The 18,162-nt window shown below is 42.1% G+C and carries 15 protein-coding genes and 1 pseudogene; 1 reads left to right on the top strand and 15 read right to left on the bottom strand.

The genetic code is table 11. The features are described from left to right. Window positions 1–1,689, bottom strand: a complete 1,689-nt coding sequence (locus G4V62_RS02375) for an ABC-ATPase domain-containing protein (RefSeq protein WP_165199163.1) — start codon at window positions 1,687–1,689, stop codon at window positions 1–3. A gap of 224 nt (window positions 1,690–1,913) precedes the next feature. On the opposite strand from G4V62_RS02375, the gene namA reads away from it, so the two are divergent. Continuing rightward, window positions 1,914–2,927 carry an NADPH dehydrogenase NamA gene (gene namA / locus G4V62_RS02370; protein WP_165199162.1) on the top strand — a complete coding sequence of 338 codons (1,014 nt, stop codon included), beginning with the start codon at window positions 1,914–1,916 and terminating at the stop codon, window positions 2,925–2,927. Window positions 2,928–3,158: 231 nt separating this feature from the next. Here the strand turns inward: namA and G4V62_RS02365 are convergent, their stop codons facing one another. The 14 genes and pseudogenes from G4V62_RS02365 to G4V62_RS02305 all read right to left on the bottom strand — a co-directional run bounded on the left by G4V62_RS02365 (window position 3,159) and on the right by G4V62_RS02305 (window position 18,033). Then, the gene (locus G4V62_RS02365; protein WP_165199161.1) at window positions 3,159–3,464 is read right to left on the bottom strand and encodes a holin; all 306 of its coding nucleotides are present in this window, start codon (window positions 3,462–3,464) and stop codon (window positions 3,159–3,161) included. Between the two features lie 12 nt (window positions 3,465–3,476). Next, complete coding sequence (locus G4V62_RS02360) at window positions 3,477–3,779, bottom strand: hypothetical protein (protein WP_165199160.1); 303 nt, start codon at window positions 3,777–3,779, stop codon at window positions 3,477–3,479. Between the two features lie 38 nt (window positions 3,780–3,817). Further along, window positions 3,818–4,066, bottom strand: coding sequence for a peptidoglycan recognition protein family protein (locus G4V62_RS02355; RefSeq protein WP_312855415.1), 249 nt, complete (start codon window positions 4,064–4,066; stop codon window positions 3,818–3,820). A gap of 16 nt (window positions 4,067–4,082) precedes the next feature. Beyond that, window positions 4,083–4,289 carry a hypothetical protein gene (locus G4V62_RS02350; protein ID WP_165199158.1) on the bottom strand — a complete coding sequence of 69 codons (207 nt, stop codon included), beginning with the start codon at window positions 4,287–4,289 and terminating at the stop codon, window positions 4,083–4,085. 227 nt (window positions 4,290–4,516) lie between these two features. After that, window positions 4,517–6,186: pseudogene (locus G4V62_RS20255) on the bottom strand (glycerol-3-phosphate dehydrogenase/oxidase). Between the two features lie 233 nt (window positions 6,187–6,419). Next, entirely contained in the window at window positions 6,420–8,189 is a 1,770-nt protein-coding gene (locus G4V62_RS02340) for an ABC transporter ATP-binding protein (protein WP_165199157.1), read from the bottom strand. Further along, on the bottom strand, window positions 8,186–9,448 hold the full coding sequence (locus G4V62_RS02335) for an ABC transporter ATP-binding protein (RefSeq protein WP_246218210.1): 1,263 nt from the start codon (window positions 9,446–9,448) through the stop codon (window positions 8,186–8,188). Before G4V62_RS02335 ends, G4V62_RS02340 begins: the two co-directional genes overlap by 4 nt. Continuing rightward, on the bottom strand, window positions 9,346–9,960 hold the full coding sequence (locus G4V62_RS19690; RefSeq protein ID WP_246218209.1) for an ABC transporter ATP-binding protein: 615 nt from the start codon (window positions 9,958–9,960) through the stop codon (window positions 9,346–9,348). The genes G4V62_RS02335 and G4V62_RS19690 overlap by 103 nt, the downstream gene beginning before the upstream one ends. A gap of 496 nt (window positions 9,961–10,456) precedes the next feature. Then, on the bottom strand, window positions 10,457–11,083 hold the full coding sequence (locus tag G4V62_RS02330) for a YesL family protein (RefSeq protein WP_165199155.1): 627 nt from the start codon (window positions 11,081–11,083) through the stop codon (window positions 10,457–10,459). A 33-nt stretch (window positions 11,084–11,116) separates the two neighbouring features. After that, on the bottom strand, window positions 11,117–12,001 hold the full coding sequence (locus tag G4V62_RS02325; RefSeq protein ID WP_165199154.1) for a carbohydrate ABC transporter permease: 885 nt from the start codon (window positions 11,999–12,001) through the stop codon (window positions 11,117–11,119). A gap of 18 nt (window positions 12,002–12,019) precedes the next feature. Continuing rightward, a complete protein-coding gene (locus G4V62_RS02320; protein ID WP_165199153.1) occupies window positions 12,020–12,967 on the bottom strand; it encodes an ABC transporter permease in 948 nt (315 codons plus the stop codon). Between the two features lie 39 nt (window positions 12,968–13,006). After that, window positions 13,007–14,626 (bottom strand): extracellular solute-binding protein, encoded by a 1,620-nt coding sequence (locus G4V62_RS02315; protein WP_165199152.1) that lies wholly within the window; start codon window positions 14,624–14,626, stop codon window positions 13,007–13,009. A 25-nt stretch (window positions 14,627–14,651) separates the two neighbouring features. After that, on the bottom strand, window positions 14,652–16,262 hold the full coding sequence (locus G4V62_RS02310; protein ID WP_246218208.1) for an extracellular solute-binding protein: 1,611 nt from the start codon (window positions 16,260–16,262) through the stop codon (window positions 14,652–14,654). A gap of 151 nt (window positions 16,263–16,413) precedes the next feature. Continuing rightward, the gene (locus G4V62_RS02305; protein WP_165199151.1) at window positions 16,414–18,033 is read right to left on the bottom strand and encodes an extracellular solute-binding protein; all 1,620 of its coding nucleotides are present in this window, start codon (window positions 18,031–18,033) and stop codon (window positions 16,414–16,416) included. Window positions 18,034–18,162: the final 129 nt, after the last annotated feature.

The following is an 18,162-nucleotide window of genomic DNA, read 5'->3' as shown; positions in this document are numbered from 1 at the left end:
TTAAACGGATTTGCTTTCAATGTGTAGCGTTCTAAGGCGGTTAAATGCAGCACATATTTCTAACCGGCGTGGCCGCGCAAGGTCGCCTGGGTGCGCAGACGAAAAAGGGGTAAACGCACGGAGCCCTTCTTGATCAAGGCATGATTCAATCCATTGTGCCAGTGCAGCCATTGAAATATGACCTAAATGCCTCTCGTTTTCAAGGTGTTGAAAAATGCTTGCGATGGCTCTCGTTTGGCTTGTGTCAACGAGCTGCTCCACATCAGATAAATCGACATCGTGCACGCCAAGCTGAATGTGCGTTTTTGACCGTGCTTTTGCGACTTGCTTCTTTCCTTTTGCTGTTTGGATAGATGGTGGTGTAGGTGTACGCTGGGTCATCGTTCCAAAGGATGAACCACCTTCGTTTCTACGCCTGCTCGGCATGGTAGCACTGACCTTTTTCGCTTCAGCAGTCACGTCGTATGGCTGGTAATGATCCAATAAAATGACGTGGTGTGCACAATCGAAATAATCTCCTGATCCACCCATGACAATGAGAGATGAAATCCCTTTTTCTTCATACAGTTGAGTGACCTTATCGACAAAAGGGGTGATCGGCTCTTTCTCCTTGGCGACGAGCGTCTGCATACGCTCATCTCGAATCATAAAATTCGTCGCTGACGTATCTTCATCGATGAGCAAGGCAGATGCCCCGCTTTCGAGTGCTTCAATGATGCTCGCTGCTTGCGACGTTGATCCACTTGCATTTGCGGTAGAGAATTGTCTTGTATCCTTTTGAAAAGGTAAAGCGGTAATAAACGGGGAAATGTCGACAGACGTCACAGCTCGACCATCAGCTGCCCTCACTTTGACAGCATCACAATCTGTCAAAACAAACTCCCGTCCATCCCCTTCAATATGATCGTACACGCCTCGTTCAATGGCTTCAAGTACAGTACTTTTTCCATGATAACCACCACCGACAAACAATGTTATGCCGTTTGGAATTGCCATTCCCGTTATTTGCTCTCCATCAGGTAACTCAAAAGTACGGCTGAAGGACTGTGGTGACTGAAAGAGAACGGCTTCGCTTAACGATAATGGTTTTTGGCTCACACCACTTTTACGAGGAAGAATCGCATCATTTGCAATAAACGCCAGTAAATCTTCTCGCTTCAGCCATTGCCTCAGTGCTTGCTGTTTATCACATAAGGTTAAGACACGTTCAACCTCACGACGATCTAACTGAAAAAGAGCTTCATCTATGATCTTTGGCAACTGCTCAAAGAAATATACCGTCGCCTGCTTCCCTAAAATCGTTCTGCCTCTTGCAGGTAAGACGACTGATAAACAAATTTCAATGTCTTCATCTCGAAAGGACGCGGCTGTCCGTTCTAACACCTCTTGACCCGGCACATCAATGATCCACGACTGCCGACTATACTTTTTGATAGCAACCATTAGCCGTCGGACTAAACCATCTGCTAAATGTCGCTTTCGGTCGGATGATGTCAAATCTTCTGATGAAATGACCGTACGCTGTAAAGGGACATGCAAACGGACTCTCGATGGAGATGCAAAAGGATCACCTTGCACAAAATCAATCATCAGCTCATAGTCTTTCGCTTGATAACGCCCTCGAACATCCTTATACGCTTTATATCCTTTTCGATCAATGCGCTTAAAATGTTCTCTTAAATGTTCCACAAAAAAACCTCCTGAACATATAAAAAACGCAATGCTTCGTAGTTGATTGAGCGAAGCACTGCGTTGTAAACAATTTTAGTAACACGTGTCGAATCATATCATATTATGAAAGTTACAGCAATAGGGGCAAAACAGATTTGTGTCCTGTGCATATCCATTGCTTCACAATGACACCTATGGTTTTATGAAATAGATAGAAATCACGAATGAAAGGGATGCATCTCATGACCAAGTTATTTTCCCCTTATACGATCAAAAATGTCACCTTAAAAAACCGTATCGTCATGTCGCCGATGTGTATGTACTCTTGTATACGTGAAGATGGAAAAATTACCAACTGGCATCGAACGCATTATACGTCGAGAGCTGTCGGACAAGCTGGATTGATCATGTTGGAGGCAACAGCGGTCCAGCCTGAAGGACGTATTTCAACGAAAGATCTAGGAATCTGGTCTGACGAGCATGTAGAAGGACTTACAGAAATCGTTGCCCTCATTCATGAACACGACTCAAAAGCAGCCATCCAACTCGCGCATGCCGGCAGGAAATCTACTGTTCCAGAAACAATTTACGGTCCTAGCCCTCTCCCTTTTAATGATCACAGCAAACAGCCAGCGGAAATGACGCTTGATGATATTCAAAACACCATCATCTCCTTTAAACAAGCTGCGGCACGTGCTAAAGAAGCTGGATTTGACGTCATAGAAATCCACGCCGCTCACGGCTACCTACTTCATTCGTTTTTAACACCGTTAGCCAATCATCGTACAGATGCCTATGGAGGTACAGCCGAGAATCGCTATCGTATTTTAGGTGAGGTCATTGAGGCAGTGAAATCTGAATGGAGCGGTCCACTGTTCGTACGTATTTCAGCTTCGGATCACCATTCTGATGGCTTAGATTGGCAGGATTATGTTCCTTATGTAAGAGAAATGAACACTCAAGGCGTCGATGTGATTGACTGTTCTTCAGGCGGTGCCGTCGAAACAAGCATCGAAGTATATCCCGGCTACCAGGTACCCTATGCAGACGGCTTGCGCCGTGAAGGTGGTGTTCCGACAGGTGCGGTAGGCTTGATTACCACTGGCAAGCAAGCTGAAGAAATTTTACGAAACGAACGTGCCGACCTCATTTTTCTCGCCCGCGCCCTTTTAGTGAATCCGTATTGGCCTCTTGAAGCTGCTCGCGATTTAAATGTCAAACTGCCTGCCCCTGATCAATATGATCGTGCTTGGTGATAAAATATTGACATAATCACTTGAAATAAGACGTCCGCATAGTAAATATTTCAATTTCTACTATCTGTCTTAAAATCGCTTGTCAACCTAGGCACGATAGTGAGCGAAGACACAGCGAACATTTTGTTCATCAACTGCCGAGCGAGACGAAAAACGACGGATGACAGCGTTTGTCGACTAGATGAGGCGCCCATTGATCTACAAGCGGGCGCCTTTTTTTATACAATTGCTCTATTTCCTCGAATCATCGTCACGATCGTTTTTATTCAATTTTAGCATTTTCGTCGTCCCTAAGCGTGAATTTCCAAGCTCAAATAGACCCGTAGCAGACAAACCAGCCAGTAGACCAGCCCATATCCGAACAGATAGAGCTAACTCTTCAGCAAAGGGAAATGCACCGGCACCAACGATCGCTCCTAAGACAACAGCGAGCATAGGCACCCAGTTTTTAGGAATATCAAATGTTTTTTTCATTAATTGAACAAGGGCTGTGACGATTGGAACGAGCATTGTCGCAAACATTAAAATATCATTCATCGACGCGACCTCCTAAAGATAGTTTGGAAAAGCAGCGGCCGCCCATTTGGCTTCAGCAGATGCAGGACGATCGTGAATTAATCCCGCTAAATATTTCATTTGGTTGACGTCTAAATAAGATGACATTAGTTGCATCGTTGCCCAGCGTCCGACACCGTTTCCGTGCTGTTGGAGTGCTTTTAAATAGGCGACCTGATTTGGGTCATACCGTTTTGGAGGAGAGGTCACATTAAAAAAACGGCGCAACCTTTCGTATGCCCATTGTCCAGCTCCTTGTAATCCAAATCCATCTATTAAATTTGTCCAATATACCAATTCATTTGCCTCTTTAATCAACGCGTGCGCATCATTTCCTAAAACTGCGCGATAGTCAAAACAAGGACATTTTTCCATGAATACCCAGGGAATTCATTATGCCCTCTTACCCCTGTATATTGTGGCAAGTCCTTTATTAACGCTTGCACGAGCGAGCGAAGTGATTCTTCTTGAGCTTTTGTCGGCGACTGACTACGAAAATCCCCCGTTAAACATATGCCAATTGCATGCTTGTTACTGCTCCCTACATGGTAAGTCAACACCCCTGGGTTATGGCACCAGACCACTTGTCCATTTTCTCAATCACAAATGATAGCCAATGCCAGGCCAATCGTTCGTCCTTACATGATATTTTGCAAACGAGCGGGCAGACCCTGATGCCGTCAATGAATGATGAATGGCAATAAACCTTTTTGTATTGATCCCGTAATCTCTATATGACTTCCTCGCATGTACTGGAAGAGTCTCACGCTGATCGCTCAACTGACGCAAGGATTCGAAAGCATACATCAGCTCACCTCCGAACTGATCAAATTTGCACAGTATCGCAACAAAACTCGACTGACCTCCCCTCACCCTTTACTATATGAAGCACTCACTTTGATGGTTTGTGTGTTTGCAGTCTCACTTCACATCTGAGAAAACTACCTAAACAAAAAACCCCCCTTCGTTTGTAGAACGAAAAGGAGGTCCAAAAAGGGACATCATATTTATCTTTACTAAACCAAAAGCGTTCGTTAAAAATCGTGTACTTCATCATACGGATGTTCAGCATATTGTAATTCCTGTTCTAATTCGAGACGATAACGATCCTCTTCTTCATCTGTCCACTCTAAAAGTGATTTCATCAACTGTATCACTTGCTCTTTATAAGTGTGCACCCACTGAATGTTAAAGTAGAGTGCACCTGTCCGGCGTACAAAAAAATCAGCCGGTGTGACAACCATTTCTTTTTGTACACCATACACGAGCTGCGCATAAATCGTCGTCGGGAGATCAGTGGAAAGCCCTTTAGCTGCATGAGCTAAAGTAAACAGGTGATCAACATTTGTACCGTAAAAACGTGCCAAACGTCGTCCTTCTTGAGAGGTTAAGCCAAAACTTTTAGCTTCTTCACCCTTTTTAGCGACAAAGCTTTCATAGCCTTTTGAACCGCCAAAATCAGCACCTGAAATAGGTAGATGCATCGTTTGCGATGAACCATAATTGTTCTGATTTAGTTTTTTCAACCGATGTGCAGCCAAATCGACAACTTGTTCAGCCATTTTACGGTAGCCTGTCAGCTTTCCGCCGGCAATTGTCACGAGGCCACTTTCATGCTCCCACACTTCATCCTTTCTCGAGATATCGGAAGGATCCTTCCCTTCCTCAAAAATCAGCGGTCTCACACCCGCCCAGCTTGATTCAACGTCATTTTCCGTTACATTAACCTCAGGGAACATGTGATGAATGGCATCGAGAATGTACGATCGATCCTTTATAAGCATCCGGGGCGATATCGTATCCTTGTCGGTAGAGTAAAATGTATCCGTCGTTCCAACGTACGCTTTTCCGTCTCTAGGAATCGCAAAATCATCCGACCGTCTGGTGTATCAAAATACACAGCCTGCTTTAAAGGAAAAACAGATTGATCGATCACAAGGTGGACACCTTTCGTTAGGCGCAGCTTCTTATTATTTCGAGAATAATCCAACTCGCGCACATGATCCACCCAAGGGCCTGTCGCATTGACTGTGACGATCCCACGCAGCTTCGCGGTTTCCCCCGTGAGCTGGTCGCTTACCTCAATGCCAGTTACTTTTTTATCTTCGTATAGAAAACGATTCGCTTTTACATAGTTCATAACGTCAGCACCATGATCAACGGCTTTTTTCATCACTTCAAGTGTCAAGCGCGCATCATCAGTACGGTATTCGACATAATAGCCGCCACCTTTTAAATTTTCCTTTTTAATTAAAGGCTCACGCTTTAACGTTTCTTCTTTGCTCAGCATTTTTCGGCGTTCCTGTTTCTTAACGCCGGCAAGAAAATCATACACTCGCAGACCAAGAGAGGTCGTCACCTTGCCAAACGTCCCTCCCTTATGAAATGGAAGCAGCATCCATTCAGGTGTCGTCACGTGCGGTCCGTTTTCATAAACGATCTCACGCTCTTTGCCGACCTCTGCAACCAATCCGATTTGAAGCTGTTTTAAATAACGTAACCCGCCATGAACTAATTTAGTAGAGCGGCTCGACGTACCTGCGGCGAAATCTTGCATCTCAACAACAGCGACCTTCATCCCGCGCGAAGCAGCATCTAAAGCAATACCTGCCCCAGTAATTCCTCCACCGATGACGACAAGGTCATATTGAGTATCTTGCATGCGTTGAAGCTGTTGTATTCTCGTACTGTGTACTCCTGACATTAAAACGTCCTCCTCTATCGCAATGGTCTTAAGCTTTTTTTAAAATATCAACTAAAAAAAGAGAGACCAAAGTAGACATTACGCAAATTCGCATAATGACACTCTGGTCTCTCTTCGTCTCTACCGATGTATGAACTTATTTTAACTGTAGCACATTCGGAAGCCAGGAGCAAGCGTAAAGGCTTTACAGTACCTGTCAAGTAACTCTTTGCTTAAAAACCGTCCAAGCAAACTTAACGCTGATGAACGACTTGCTCATTTTCTGTATGCTGCTCAGACAATAAGCCAATGTCACTCACTTCTTGCGTGATCTTTCCTTCGTTCAACACAATAATGCGGTCTGCGTGTTGTAATGTCGATAAGCGATGGGCGACCATCAATAATCGATGTCCTTTTTCTTTGACAAATTGCCAAATTTCCTTCATCACTTTCTGCTCTGTATCCGTATCCAGTGCGGAGGTTGCTTCATCTAGTATCCAAATCGGCCGCTCAGCAAGGAACGCACGTGCGAGGGCCAGCCGTTGTCTCTGACCACCGGATAAAGATTGTCCGTTTTCGCCAATGACTGTATCATATCCGTTTGGTAGAGCAATAATAAATTCATGAGCATGTGCTTTTTGTGCAGCCTCTATTATCGCTGCTTCTCCATGTTGTAAATCTGAACTCGCGATCATTAGATTTTCTCGTATTGTTCCATACATGAAATACGGATCCTGTGGTACATAAGCGATGAACTGGCGAAATGACTCCAAATCTTCTATGATTCTTTGCTCACCGATGAGCACTTCGCCGTCTGTAGGAATGAATAAACCAGCGGCGAGCTTTGCTACAGTCGACTTCCCCGATCCACTTGGCCCGACCAGCCCAAGAAAATCACCTGGAGACAAGCGAAACGTCATCTGCTGTACTTGTACATGATTGTCAATCTCTTGTGATCTTGCCAAGCCTTGCGCACGGTACATAAAGGAAACAGCGTTGAACCTCAAATCATGATCAGGCAACACGACTGAACTCGTTTCTGGATCTGGCTCTTTCTCAGCTTTCTTTAACGTAGCGACACGTGCTGAAGCTCCCAGACCTTCTTGTATTTGCCCCCATATTTGCCCAATCGCCTGCACAGGGCTGTTGACTCGCCATACTAATGTGAAGAAGGCAACGATTCCCCCAACTGCCATCGTTCCTTCAATCGCCATCCATCCGACAATGAGTACAGTACAAATGATTAAAAAATGAGTGAACGTAGATGAGAGAATGTTTAACCCCTGATACCACCACATTTTCTTTGTATACAATGTATTCAACCGCTCTCGTTCAACTAAGAAACGATCGCGCATCCAGTCGGCAAGCTTATATACACGAATAATTTCCATTCCTTGCAGTGCATCTTGTTGCCTCTGACGAACAATGGCCTCCTGCTCTGCTACTTCATAACCGATCCGCTGTAATTGCTTTCGCATGACATGACTAAAGATGAACGTTAAGGGGGCGAGGAGCACCAACCCAATCGCGATTTTCCAATTCAGCCAAAACAAATAAACAACAGCAAGCATGAACATCGCCATTTGGTAGCCAATGTCATTAATCAGCATGTTTAGAATGTCAGTCATTCTTGACGTATCACTCGTCACCCGTTGAACAAGATCAGAGGAATGGACAGATTTCGCACGCTCAAAAGGCAATCGTTGTGCATGATCAGCAGATTCAACGATCATCGTTCTTTGTAACCGAGCCATACTTAATTGCTTTAAATATTCTCCTACGAATGTGAGCCCTATCAACAAAATAAAAATTCCCATGCTTACCGCCAACAACACATAAAGCACCTGATACGATGCTGTTTCTAACCGATTAAAAATGAGATTGACAAACAAAGGCTCAAGCATCATAGCGATTGATTGACTCAGTGATGATAAAAAACCTAATATAAAAATGAACCGATTCGGACCTAATCGATCCCATAATAAGGACCATACTTCTTTTAATTGAGGCGTCGTGTGATTCATGACACTTCCTCCCTATCATGATGATCTACCCAGTCTCCTGCACGTATTAAAGCAGCATACCTTCCATCCTTCTCCAGCAATTCATCATGTGAGCCAAATTCAATGACTTGACCTGATTCAACGACACCAATGTAATCAGCATGCCGAATTGTTGAAAGTCGATGCGCAATCACAAGTACGGTCCGCCGCTCCATAAGCTGACCGATCGACTCATGGATCAAACGCTCATTATGTCTATCTAACGCTGAGGTCGGCTCATCGAGCAATAAAATATCCGGATGACGTAAATACGCACGTGCAATCGCGATTCGCTGTCGCTGCCCTCCCGATAAACGTTGTCCACGTTCACCGAGTGACGTTTGATATTTTTCAGGCAACGCTTGAATAAATTCATCCGCCTGAGCCATTTGAGCTGCCTGAATCACCTCATCAGTCGTTGCACTCAGCTTACCTACGCGAATATTGTCGAGCACCGTTCCATCAAAGAGATGTGTATCTTGCGGAACATACGCGAGCCGTGATTGCCATGTACCAAGATTCGCTTGCTGAAGCAATTGATCGCCAATCCGAATGTGACCATCATCAGGCGCATAGAGACCAAGAATTAATTTAAGAATGGTACTCTTGCCTCCCCCGCTTGTCCCGACCAAAGCCGTCGTACAGCCTTGTTTAATGGTGAATGAACAGTCGTGCAAAACGGCGGATTGATCAGGTTGATAGGCGAATGATACGCGTTCAAGCTTAATATCGTCATGAGACGGCAGGTCACCATATCCAGCAGATTGTCGTTTCTTCGCGGTTGGATCAGCCATTTCACAAACCCGTCCAAAGTGAGACAACGTATCTTGGATCGTAGGCCAAACATTCAACAAACGAACCACGGGGTAGATTAATTGCTCATAGGAAACATAAAAAGCTGCAATGACACCAACTTCTAAATTTCCTTGATACACCATCCACGCCCCCACACCGAAAATATACATTTGTCCTAACCAATAGCCGAAAAACGTTAACAGTCCCGTTAACATTTGCCACATATGTACGCGAATGTTTCGTTTCTGGGTTGTTTTTACCCTTTCTCCCCATGATTGCTTAAAAACCTGAAGAAGATTAAACATTCGCACAATATCAGCAGCTTGCATCTGGTCCTGCAACTTTACATCTTGAGCAGCTTGTGACTCATTCGCCTTCGTCTGCCAATGATGAATAGGCTTAGCCATAAATGAACCAATGAGTGGGATGAGAATGGCAATAACCATGACGCCGAGAACCAATTGCCAAGATAATATTGATAAATATGTAAACAAAAAAGGATTGATAAAGCTTGTTCTATCACTTGGGGGATTTTCTGATTAACCCCTTCTTGGGCGGTAACAGCTGAACCGTTCAGCCTTTGTATTTGCTCTCCTGAATGCCATTGACTCATATGTTTTAAATTTAACATAAACATTCGATCCAAGACCGCTCTCTGCAAATCTAGTGTCGTCATGTTTTTCATCCGTTGCATAAACCATGCCCGCACAATTTCCATGACCAATCCGAGGATAAATATGACGATAAAAAATTGCATTGCTAACCATAGCTCGGAATACGACGCATTAAACACAGCGTTCATGAGCCTGCGCATCGCTTCAGCCGTTCCGGTCGGGATCAGTGATGATACAAAAACGATTACACCCATCAATACGTACGACAGCCAATAATGACGAACCCAACGTAACAGTTTCTTAAACGAATGAATGGGATCGTGGAGCTCCTTGTTTTTACCCATAATTCCTCCTCCCTTCAAATACTCTCCGGTCAGCAATCATTTACAATGATGTGGAAAAAAAGTGTTTCTTGTTAGATCAAGTGTGTCCTGCCGCTTTATGTATCAACCTTTCTACACGTCCACGATCAAAGTCAGACGTGAACAGCATTTTTTGTTTCATGTTGTACCAATCCATCCATTCGTGCATTCACGATTTAAACTCATCTCTAAAACATCGTTTTCAAGGTTTTTGAATAAAATTACAAATATTGAGATATTAACATCGTACCACAAGTGAAAGGGCTTTCACTAGATCAACTCACACATTTGTGACTCTTTACAATAATTAGAGAAGACATCTCTCTGATGCATCAATAACATCCATACGCGCGAGAGTGCCTTCTCTTTTTTAGGAATATTTCACAAAAACATTTTTCTTTCCATAGAAATACCTTACCTATCTATGTACTGACCGATACGTATATGAGCCATCTATGGATTCTTTCTGGACGGACGTTCACACGTTTAATTCATACACCCTTTCATAAGCTGAGAACGTTTTAGATGCGCCCCAAGTTAAGATATATGCCGTTACACTGCCGCCGAAAAAAACAATTAAGATCGGAAGTGTCACCGCTGTGACGTATAAAAGAACATTCGTCACGACTGCCAAAAATAAAGTTAAAATAGGATGACTGACTCCTATAGCAAATGCCCATTTTAGATACGCGAAAGGCTTTAAATCAAAGTGAGCATAGATTGGAAAGAAATACATCACAACGATAAAGTATAAAATATATTGCCCGATTACACCAAAGCTGGCAAGGTAATACATTAAGCTATCCTGGGTTCTTAAAATACTAAATTCGATATAGATGAAGTACCCAACGACTGCTAAAATAAATCCGACGCCAAATATCTTCCAAAACTCTTTCCGATAAACTTTCCAAAACGTTTTAAATATAGGGATATCATCTTCCCCAGAAACCCACTTTCTTACAACAGCAAACATGGCTGCCGTTGCGGGCGCAAAACCAAAAACGATCAATCCTACCAATGTAAACGCGATCCAAAGGAGATTTACATAGGCGAGCCGAGTAACCCATTCCGCAACACGATAAAAACCAATTGCTAACCCATTCATTGATAAACCTCCTTTAGATAGATCAGTAAACTCTTATTCTTTCACAGACCCAATTAAAACACCTTGGACAAAATAACGCTGGATAAATGGATACACTAAGATTAATGGAAGCGTTGAGACAATCATGACAGCATACTTTATTTGCGCGGCCATTTTTACTTGATCCGCAAATGATCCTGCACTACCGGTGATTTCCTGAACCCCTTCTCCGGTATTCACTTCGTTTAACACGAGAATTTCTCTTAAAATTAACTGTAAAGGAAACATACTTCGTTCGGATAAATAGATCAACGCTGAAAAGTACTGATTCCATAAACCAACGCCATGGAATAAAGCCATCACCGCGATGATCGGCACAGAAAGAGGCAAAGCAATTCTATAAAAGATATAATAATCGGATGCACCGTCTATTTTTGCTGCTTCAACGAGCTCATTTGGTACATTCTGCTGAAAAAATGCTCGCGCGACAAGAATGGACCAGGCTCCTAGTGCGCCAGGAATGACTATCGCCCACATCGTATCCAGCATGCCTAAATTTTTGACGACTAAGTACGTTGGAATCATGCCGCCATTAAAAAACATGGTGAACAAAATAAACCATAAAATGACCTTTTTCCATCTGACTTCTGGTCTCGAGAGTGCGTATGCACAAGGTAATAAAAATGCTAAGTGAACAAGAATCCCAACGATGACATAAAAGATGGTGTTGCGATATCCCATCCATATATCATCATTTTGCAGAACCATTTTAAATCCGTCCAAAGTAATATCTACCGGCCATAGCCACATTTTACCCGTACTCACGGCAGCAGGATCACTAATCGATGCACTGATGACAAAGATTAATGGATACACGATAATAACCACAATCAAACTTACAAAAATCTTATTGAGTATATCGAACGTTTTATCTGACATATCCTCACTCTCTCCCCCTTACCATAAGCTGTTGTCACTTACTTTCCTAGCGAGGTAATTCGCTAAAACAAGTACGACGATGTTAATTGCTGAATTGAAAAGGCCCACAGCAGTTGAAAAGCTATATTGCCCTTCCAAAATACCTGATTCATAAACGAAGGTTGCGATAATATCAGAAGTTTCAGAGTTTAAATTGTTTTGTAGAAGTAAAACCTTTTCAAAACCGATCGCCATAAAGCTCCCCATATTCAAGATAAATAAGACAACAATAGTCGGTAAGATCGCCGGTATATTGATATGCCAAATACGCTGTATTCTTGTGGCACCATCAACCTTAGCTGCCTCCAATAATTCCGGGTTCACGCCTGCCAGCGCAGCAAGGTAAATGATCGTCCCCCATCCTAATGATTGCCATTGACCGGACCAAACAAAAATATGACGGAACCAACCTGGATCTGTTAAAAAGTCTTGAGATTCCCCGCCGAAAAATTGAATAATGTGGTTGATTAAACCTGTAATAGGGTCCAGAAATGCCACAATCATACCTACCACGACAACAACAGATATAAAATGGGGAGCATATGTAAGCGTTTGCGCCCAACGCTTAAATTTCCCATTATGAAGTTCGTGTAGTGAGAGGGCAAAAATAATAGGTAATGGAAATAACACAAGTTCATACAAACTCAAAAGAAGTGTGTTTTTTAGCAATCGCCAGAAATAATATGAGTTAAAAAACCGTTCGAAATGGTCAAATCCTACGAATGGACTGCCCCAAAATCCTAAATTCGCTATATAATCTTTAAAAGCAATTTGCACGCCATACATCGGGACGTAGTTAAATATAATAAAATAAATAATGGCCGGTAGCAGAAGCGTATACACTTGCCAATTGACTGCCATATGTCTTTTAACATTTTGAAACCGGCTCTCAGATAATGCTTGGTCAGCTGTATTTTTTTGAATCATACCTTCCCCTCCTTGACGATAGCGGGTACAAGTACCCGCCTATGATTTATTCAATTGTCTTTCTAGTGCGGTTATCTTGATTTCCAAATATAAATATTCTTCCAAGCCCATCTTTTCCAATTCGCTGACATATTCATCCCATTTGGAGAATGGTTCCGTGCCTGAAATGAATTTATCACGCATTTCAGAGACGTACTTTTCGATGTCCGCTCCAAATCCTTGCAGTTTTTTGTTTTCTTCTTCAGTATGAAGAATAAATGGCCAAGGATTTTCAATTAAATCAGGCTTTAATTTTTCTGCTGCTTCCACAGATATAGCCGAGCTTTCAGCGCCCCTAAAGTATTTTTCCATTAACATACTTGGAGCTCCTCCACCTGGAAACGTCAAATACCTTGATACTTGTTCTGAAAAGGATAAATCAGGATCATTTAAAACGTTTTCTGTATAAACCAATTCTCCCGCGTCATTGACCTCGAATGTTTCACCTTCAATCCCCATGAAATACATAATGATGCCCTCTTCGCCGTAAAAATGATCAATCCATCTTACTGTAGAGGCTGGATACTTATTTTTATTCGTGATAGCAAATGCACCTACACCTCTTACTGCGCTTTTTAAATTGACAAATAATTTATCGCCGTAAGGACCTTCCAATGCCGGAACACCTGTATACTGACCACCGATGTCTTCGCCCATCACTTGTGTTGGGCTGTACCAAACTGTACTACCATATCTACCCGCAGCTGAGTTGGCAAGATACTGCTCATGCTCAATGGTAAATATATTTTTTTCAATTAACCCTTCGGTATAAAGTGTGTTTAAATACTGTAGCAGCTCTTTATAATTGTCAGCAACCGGGTAAAATCGGTAATCATTCGTATTCGGATCTAAGTCAATATATCCGCTCTCTGTTCCTTTATTGGCCACGCCAAAAGCACCTCGTAAATGCTCATATAAATGACCTATTGACGGTGCGCCAAAAGGAACCTCTTCCACACCCCCTTGACTCGGATTTTGTTCTTTCACTGCTTGCAAATATTCATAAAACGCCTCTGTCGTTTCGGGCATATCCATACCGAGTTGATCCAGCCACTTTTCGTTAATATACATCATCGGTGAAGTACGATAAGACAGAAAATCGGGGTCTCCCATCATCGGAAAAGCGTAAATATTGCCATCCGGCATGGTTATCGACTGTTTAATTTCCGGGTATTCTTCCATGACCTTCTTAAAATTAGGTGCATAACGATCAATTAAATCATTCAAGGGGATTAATACACCTTGATCACCATATTTCATTAGCGTAGAACTGCCGATAAATGCGCTATGAAAAGCGTCGGGTAAATTCCCCCCTCCAAATGCTAAATTCAGTTGTTCTGAAAGAGAGTCATTAGGTATCATTCTCCAGTTAATATCAATATTCGTCATATGTTCATATTCGTTAAAAATCATGACGTCATTCCAGTCTGAATTAGAAGCAGGATCATGACGTGCAAAGAAATCAAGGGTGATTTCTTCTTTAACAATCGGGAAATCAGCTTCATTTAAATTTTGCAATTCTTCTTCGTTCGGTCCTGTAAACTCTTGATTCGCCTGTTGACCGCATGCTGTGATCAGTAGCAAAACAGCACAGGAGAAGAAAAATAATATTCGTTTCATGTTACCCCCTGTGATCTTTAGTCATCTACTCGTCATCTCCCCCAACCTTACGCTCAAGTGCAGCAGATTTAATTTTTATATACTCTTCAAGCCCCATTTTTTCAATTTCTGTGACGTATGAATCCCATTCTGATAAGGGTTCATCTCCAGAGATGAATTTATCTCTCATTTCGCCAACATACTTTTCAATATCTGTGCCAAACCCTTGCAACTGATCAATCTCATCTTTCGTATGTGTTAAAGTTGGCCAAATTTGATCATCAGGAATCATATCGGGCTCCAGCTTTTCTGAAGCTTCAAGGGATTGTGGTGCATTGGCTACACCTTGGAAAAAATCTTTATTCACCATGGATGGAAAGCCACCGCCAGGGAATGTGAGATATTTTTTCGCTTCTTCTTCAAAAGGCAATCCTTCTTTACTGTTAATGATATGATCCATAAATTTGAGACTGCCGTCCTCTGCTTTTTCAAATGTTTTACCCTCTACACCCATAAAAAATAACTTCATGCCTTCCTGCCCATAGAAATAATCGATCCATCTGACCGTTGAAGCTGGGTGTTCATTTGCATTTGTGATTACAAATGCACCAGCATTCAGCACGGGGTCCCCTACTTTTGTGAGCAACTTGTCACCATCCGGCCCTTCCAAAGTAGGCATCCCAACATAGTTTTTCCCTTTTTCCTTTGAAGCAACTTCCTCCGGTGCAAACCAGACAACGCTACCATACATCCCTTCACCGAGATTCGTCATAAACTGATAATGGTCAATCGAAAAAATATTCTGTTCAATTAACCTCTCGTCATAGAGCTTGTGTACATACTCAAGCATTTCTTTATACTCTTCGGAAACAGGGTAAAAACGAACCTCGCCCGTTTCTGGATCTTCATCGATATAAGAATTAGACCCACCTCGATTTGCCAAGCCAAACGAGCCTAATAAATATTGTGTAAGAGTATTAATGTAAGGTCCACCAAATGGAATCTCTCCCAAATCAGATTTGACCGCTGTCAAGTATTGATAAAATTCCTCAGTTGTTTCAGGCATTTCCATCCCTAATTCATCAAGCCATACTTTATTGATAAACGGTCGCGCTTGAATACGGTGAGAGGCAAAGTCAGGATCACTAATGAGCGGAAATGAGTAAATATTGCCGTCCGGCATCGTGATGGCATCTTTAATCACAGGATAATCATCCAAAATCTTTTTAAAATTCGGCGCATATTCATCAATTAAATCGTTTAATGGGATTAGTACGCCTTGTTCTCCATACTTTGAGATGTCTGACAAGCCAATTCCTGAACTATGGAATGCATCAGGCAATGACCCACTGCCAAAAGCTAAATTACGCTGTTCAGCGATTGAATCAGATGGGACCATTCTCCACTCAATATTGATATTTGAACGTTCTTCATACTCATTAAAAATCAATACATCATTCCAATCTGGGTTTGTTGCTGGCGCTTGCCCGGCAAAAAAGTTTAATGTAATTTCCTCATTTACGATTGGCATGCCTGACTCATTTAAATTATCCAGCTCTTGATCAGTCGGACCGGTAAAAGTCTGTTGCCCTCCCCCACTACAAGCTGTAAGTAGTGCAAAAATGACCACTACAGTGAATAGCTTCGAATACCTCAACCCATTATCCCCCTTGTTGAAGCTAGAAAATTTAAGAAGATCATGAATAAATTTGCAGCCATGATACTCATTCCTTTATTAAACCTACTATTTTCTCTTATGCACCTGGCTGCAAATCTAACATTCATTGTCACTTCTCCTTGTTGTGAACTTATTCCGCAAACTGTCTTTCAATCGCCGTCGTTTTAATTTCCATATAGTCTTCCAAGCCCATGTTTTGAATTTCGTTCACATAGGTATCCCAATTTGACATTGGCTCGGCACCTGAAATAAATTTCTCTCGCATTTCAGAAACGTACTTTTCTATATCTGTTCCAAAGCCGCGCAGCTGATCACTTTCTTCTTTTGTATGTGGCATACCAACCCATGGCTCTTCAATTAAATAAGGTTCAAGTGTTTCTGCAGCCGCTATGGATTCCGGAGAACTTTCAGCAGCTTGGAAAAACCTTTGCGTCGTCATAGATGGGAACCCTCCACCAGGAAAAGTGAGATACTTTTTAAGTTCTTCTTCAAAAGAAAGTCCCTCTTTACTATTCAATATGTGATCCATATAGACAAGGTTGCCTTCCTCATCTTCTTCGTATGTTTTTCCTTTGATACCCATGAAGAAAAATTCAAGTCCTTCATCGCTGTAGAAATAATCAATCCATCTCATCGTTGATGCTGGATGCTCATTTTCACTTGTAATCGCAAAAGCACCTGTAATCAATACTGGATCATATAATGTCGTCCATGTTTTGTCTCCATAAGGTCCTTCAAGTGCTGGCATTCCTACGTATTGACTGCCAATTTCTTCGCCCATGATTTGCGTAGGACTATACCACACAATGCTTCCATATCTACCTGCAGCATAATTGGCGATATACTGATGATGATCAATCGTAAAAATGTTTTTCTCAATGAGCCCTTCACTAAACAGCTTGTTCATGTAAGCCAATAGTTCTTTATATTGTTCTGAAATCGGGTAGAAACGATAGTCACCTGAATCTGGATCAATATCAATCAATCCACCGGAAGAGCCTTTGTTTTGTAGCCCGAATGACCCTAAGAGGTATTGATATAAAGTCCCAATGGACGGCCCTCCAAATGGCACTTCTTCAACCGCCCCATTGCTTGGTCCACCTTCCTTAACGGCTTTCAAATATTGATAATATTCTTCTGTCGTTTCTGGCATATCCATACCTAATTCATCGAGCCATTCTTTATTGATAAACGGCTTCGGACCCATTCGATACGATAAAAAGTCGGGTTCACCAATCAGAGGAAAAGAGTAAATGTTTCCATCCGGCATCGTGACAGATTTTTCAATGTCAGGGTTCTCTTCCAAAATTGCTTTAAAATTCGGCGCGTATTGATCAATTAGATCATTTAGGGGAATTAACATCCCCTGCTCACCGTATTTCATTAAGTCAGCTGTGCCAATGCCTGCACTATGGAAGGCATCAGGCAAGTTGCCACTACCGAAAGCGAGATTCCTTTGTTCAGATAGTGTTTCACGAGGTACCATCTTCCAATTGATATCAATATTGGTCATTTCCTCATATTCATTGAAAATTAATACGTCATTCCAGTCTGGGTTTGTCGCTGGTGCTTGTCCGGCAAAAAAGTCAAGTGAAATTTGCTCTTTAACGATTGGGAAGCCCGATTCATTCAAGTTAGCTAATTCTTCTTCACTTGGCCCTGTAAATTCCGTATTTGCCGAATTTCCACATGCCGTTGTAAAGATAATTAAAAATAATGAGAATACAACGAAATTTTTTTTGTTATTCAAATTGATCCCCCTAGCCAGAAATTTCATACTCACTAATTGTCCAAACGTTTCACTGAACAAACCAAACTTAGGATTTTATAAGATAGGACGAACATCACTCGTGTATTTTTTGACTGGTTAAAATTCATT

Source organism: Litoribacterium kuwaitense (assembly GCF_011058155.1).
GTDB classification, from domain to species: Bacteria; Bacillota; Bacilli; order Bacillales; family DSM-28697; genus Litoribacterium; species Litoribacterium kuwaitense.
The sequence above is the reverse complement of the archived record's forward strand: the minus strand, read 5'-3'. Positions and strand labels throughout refer to the sequence as shown.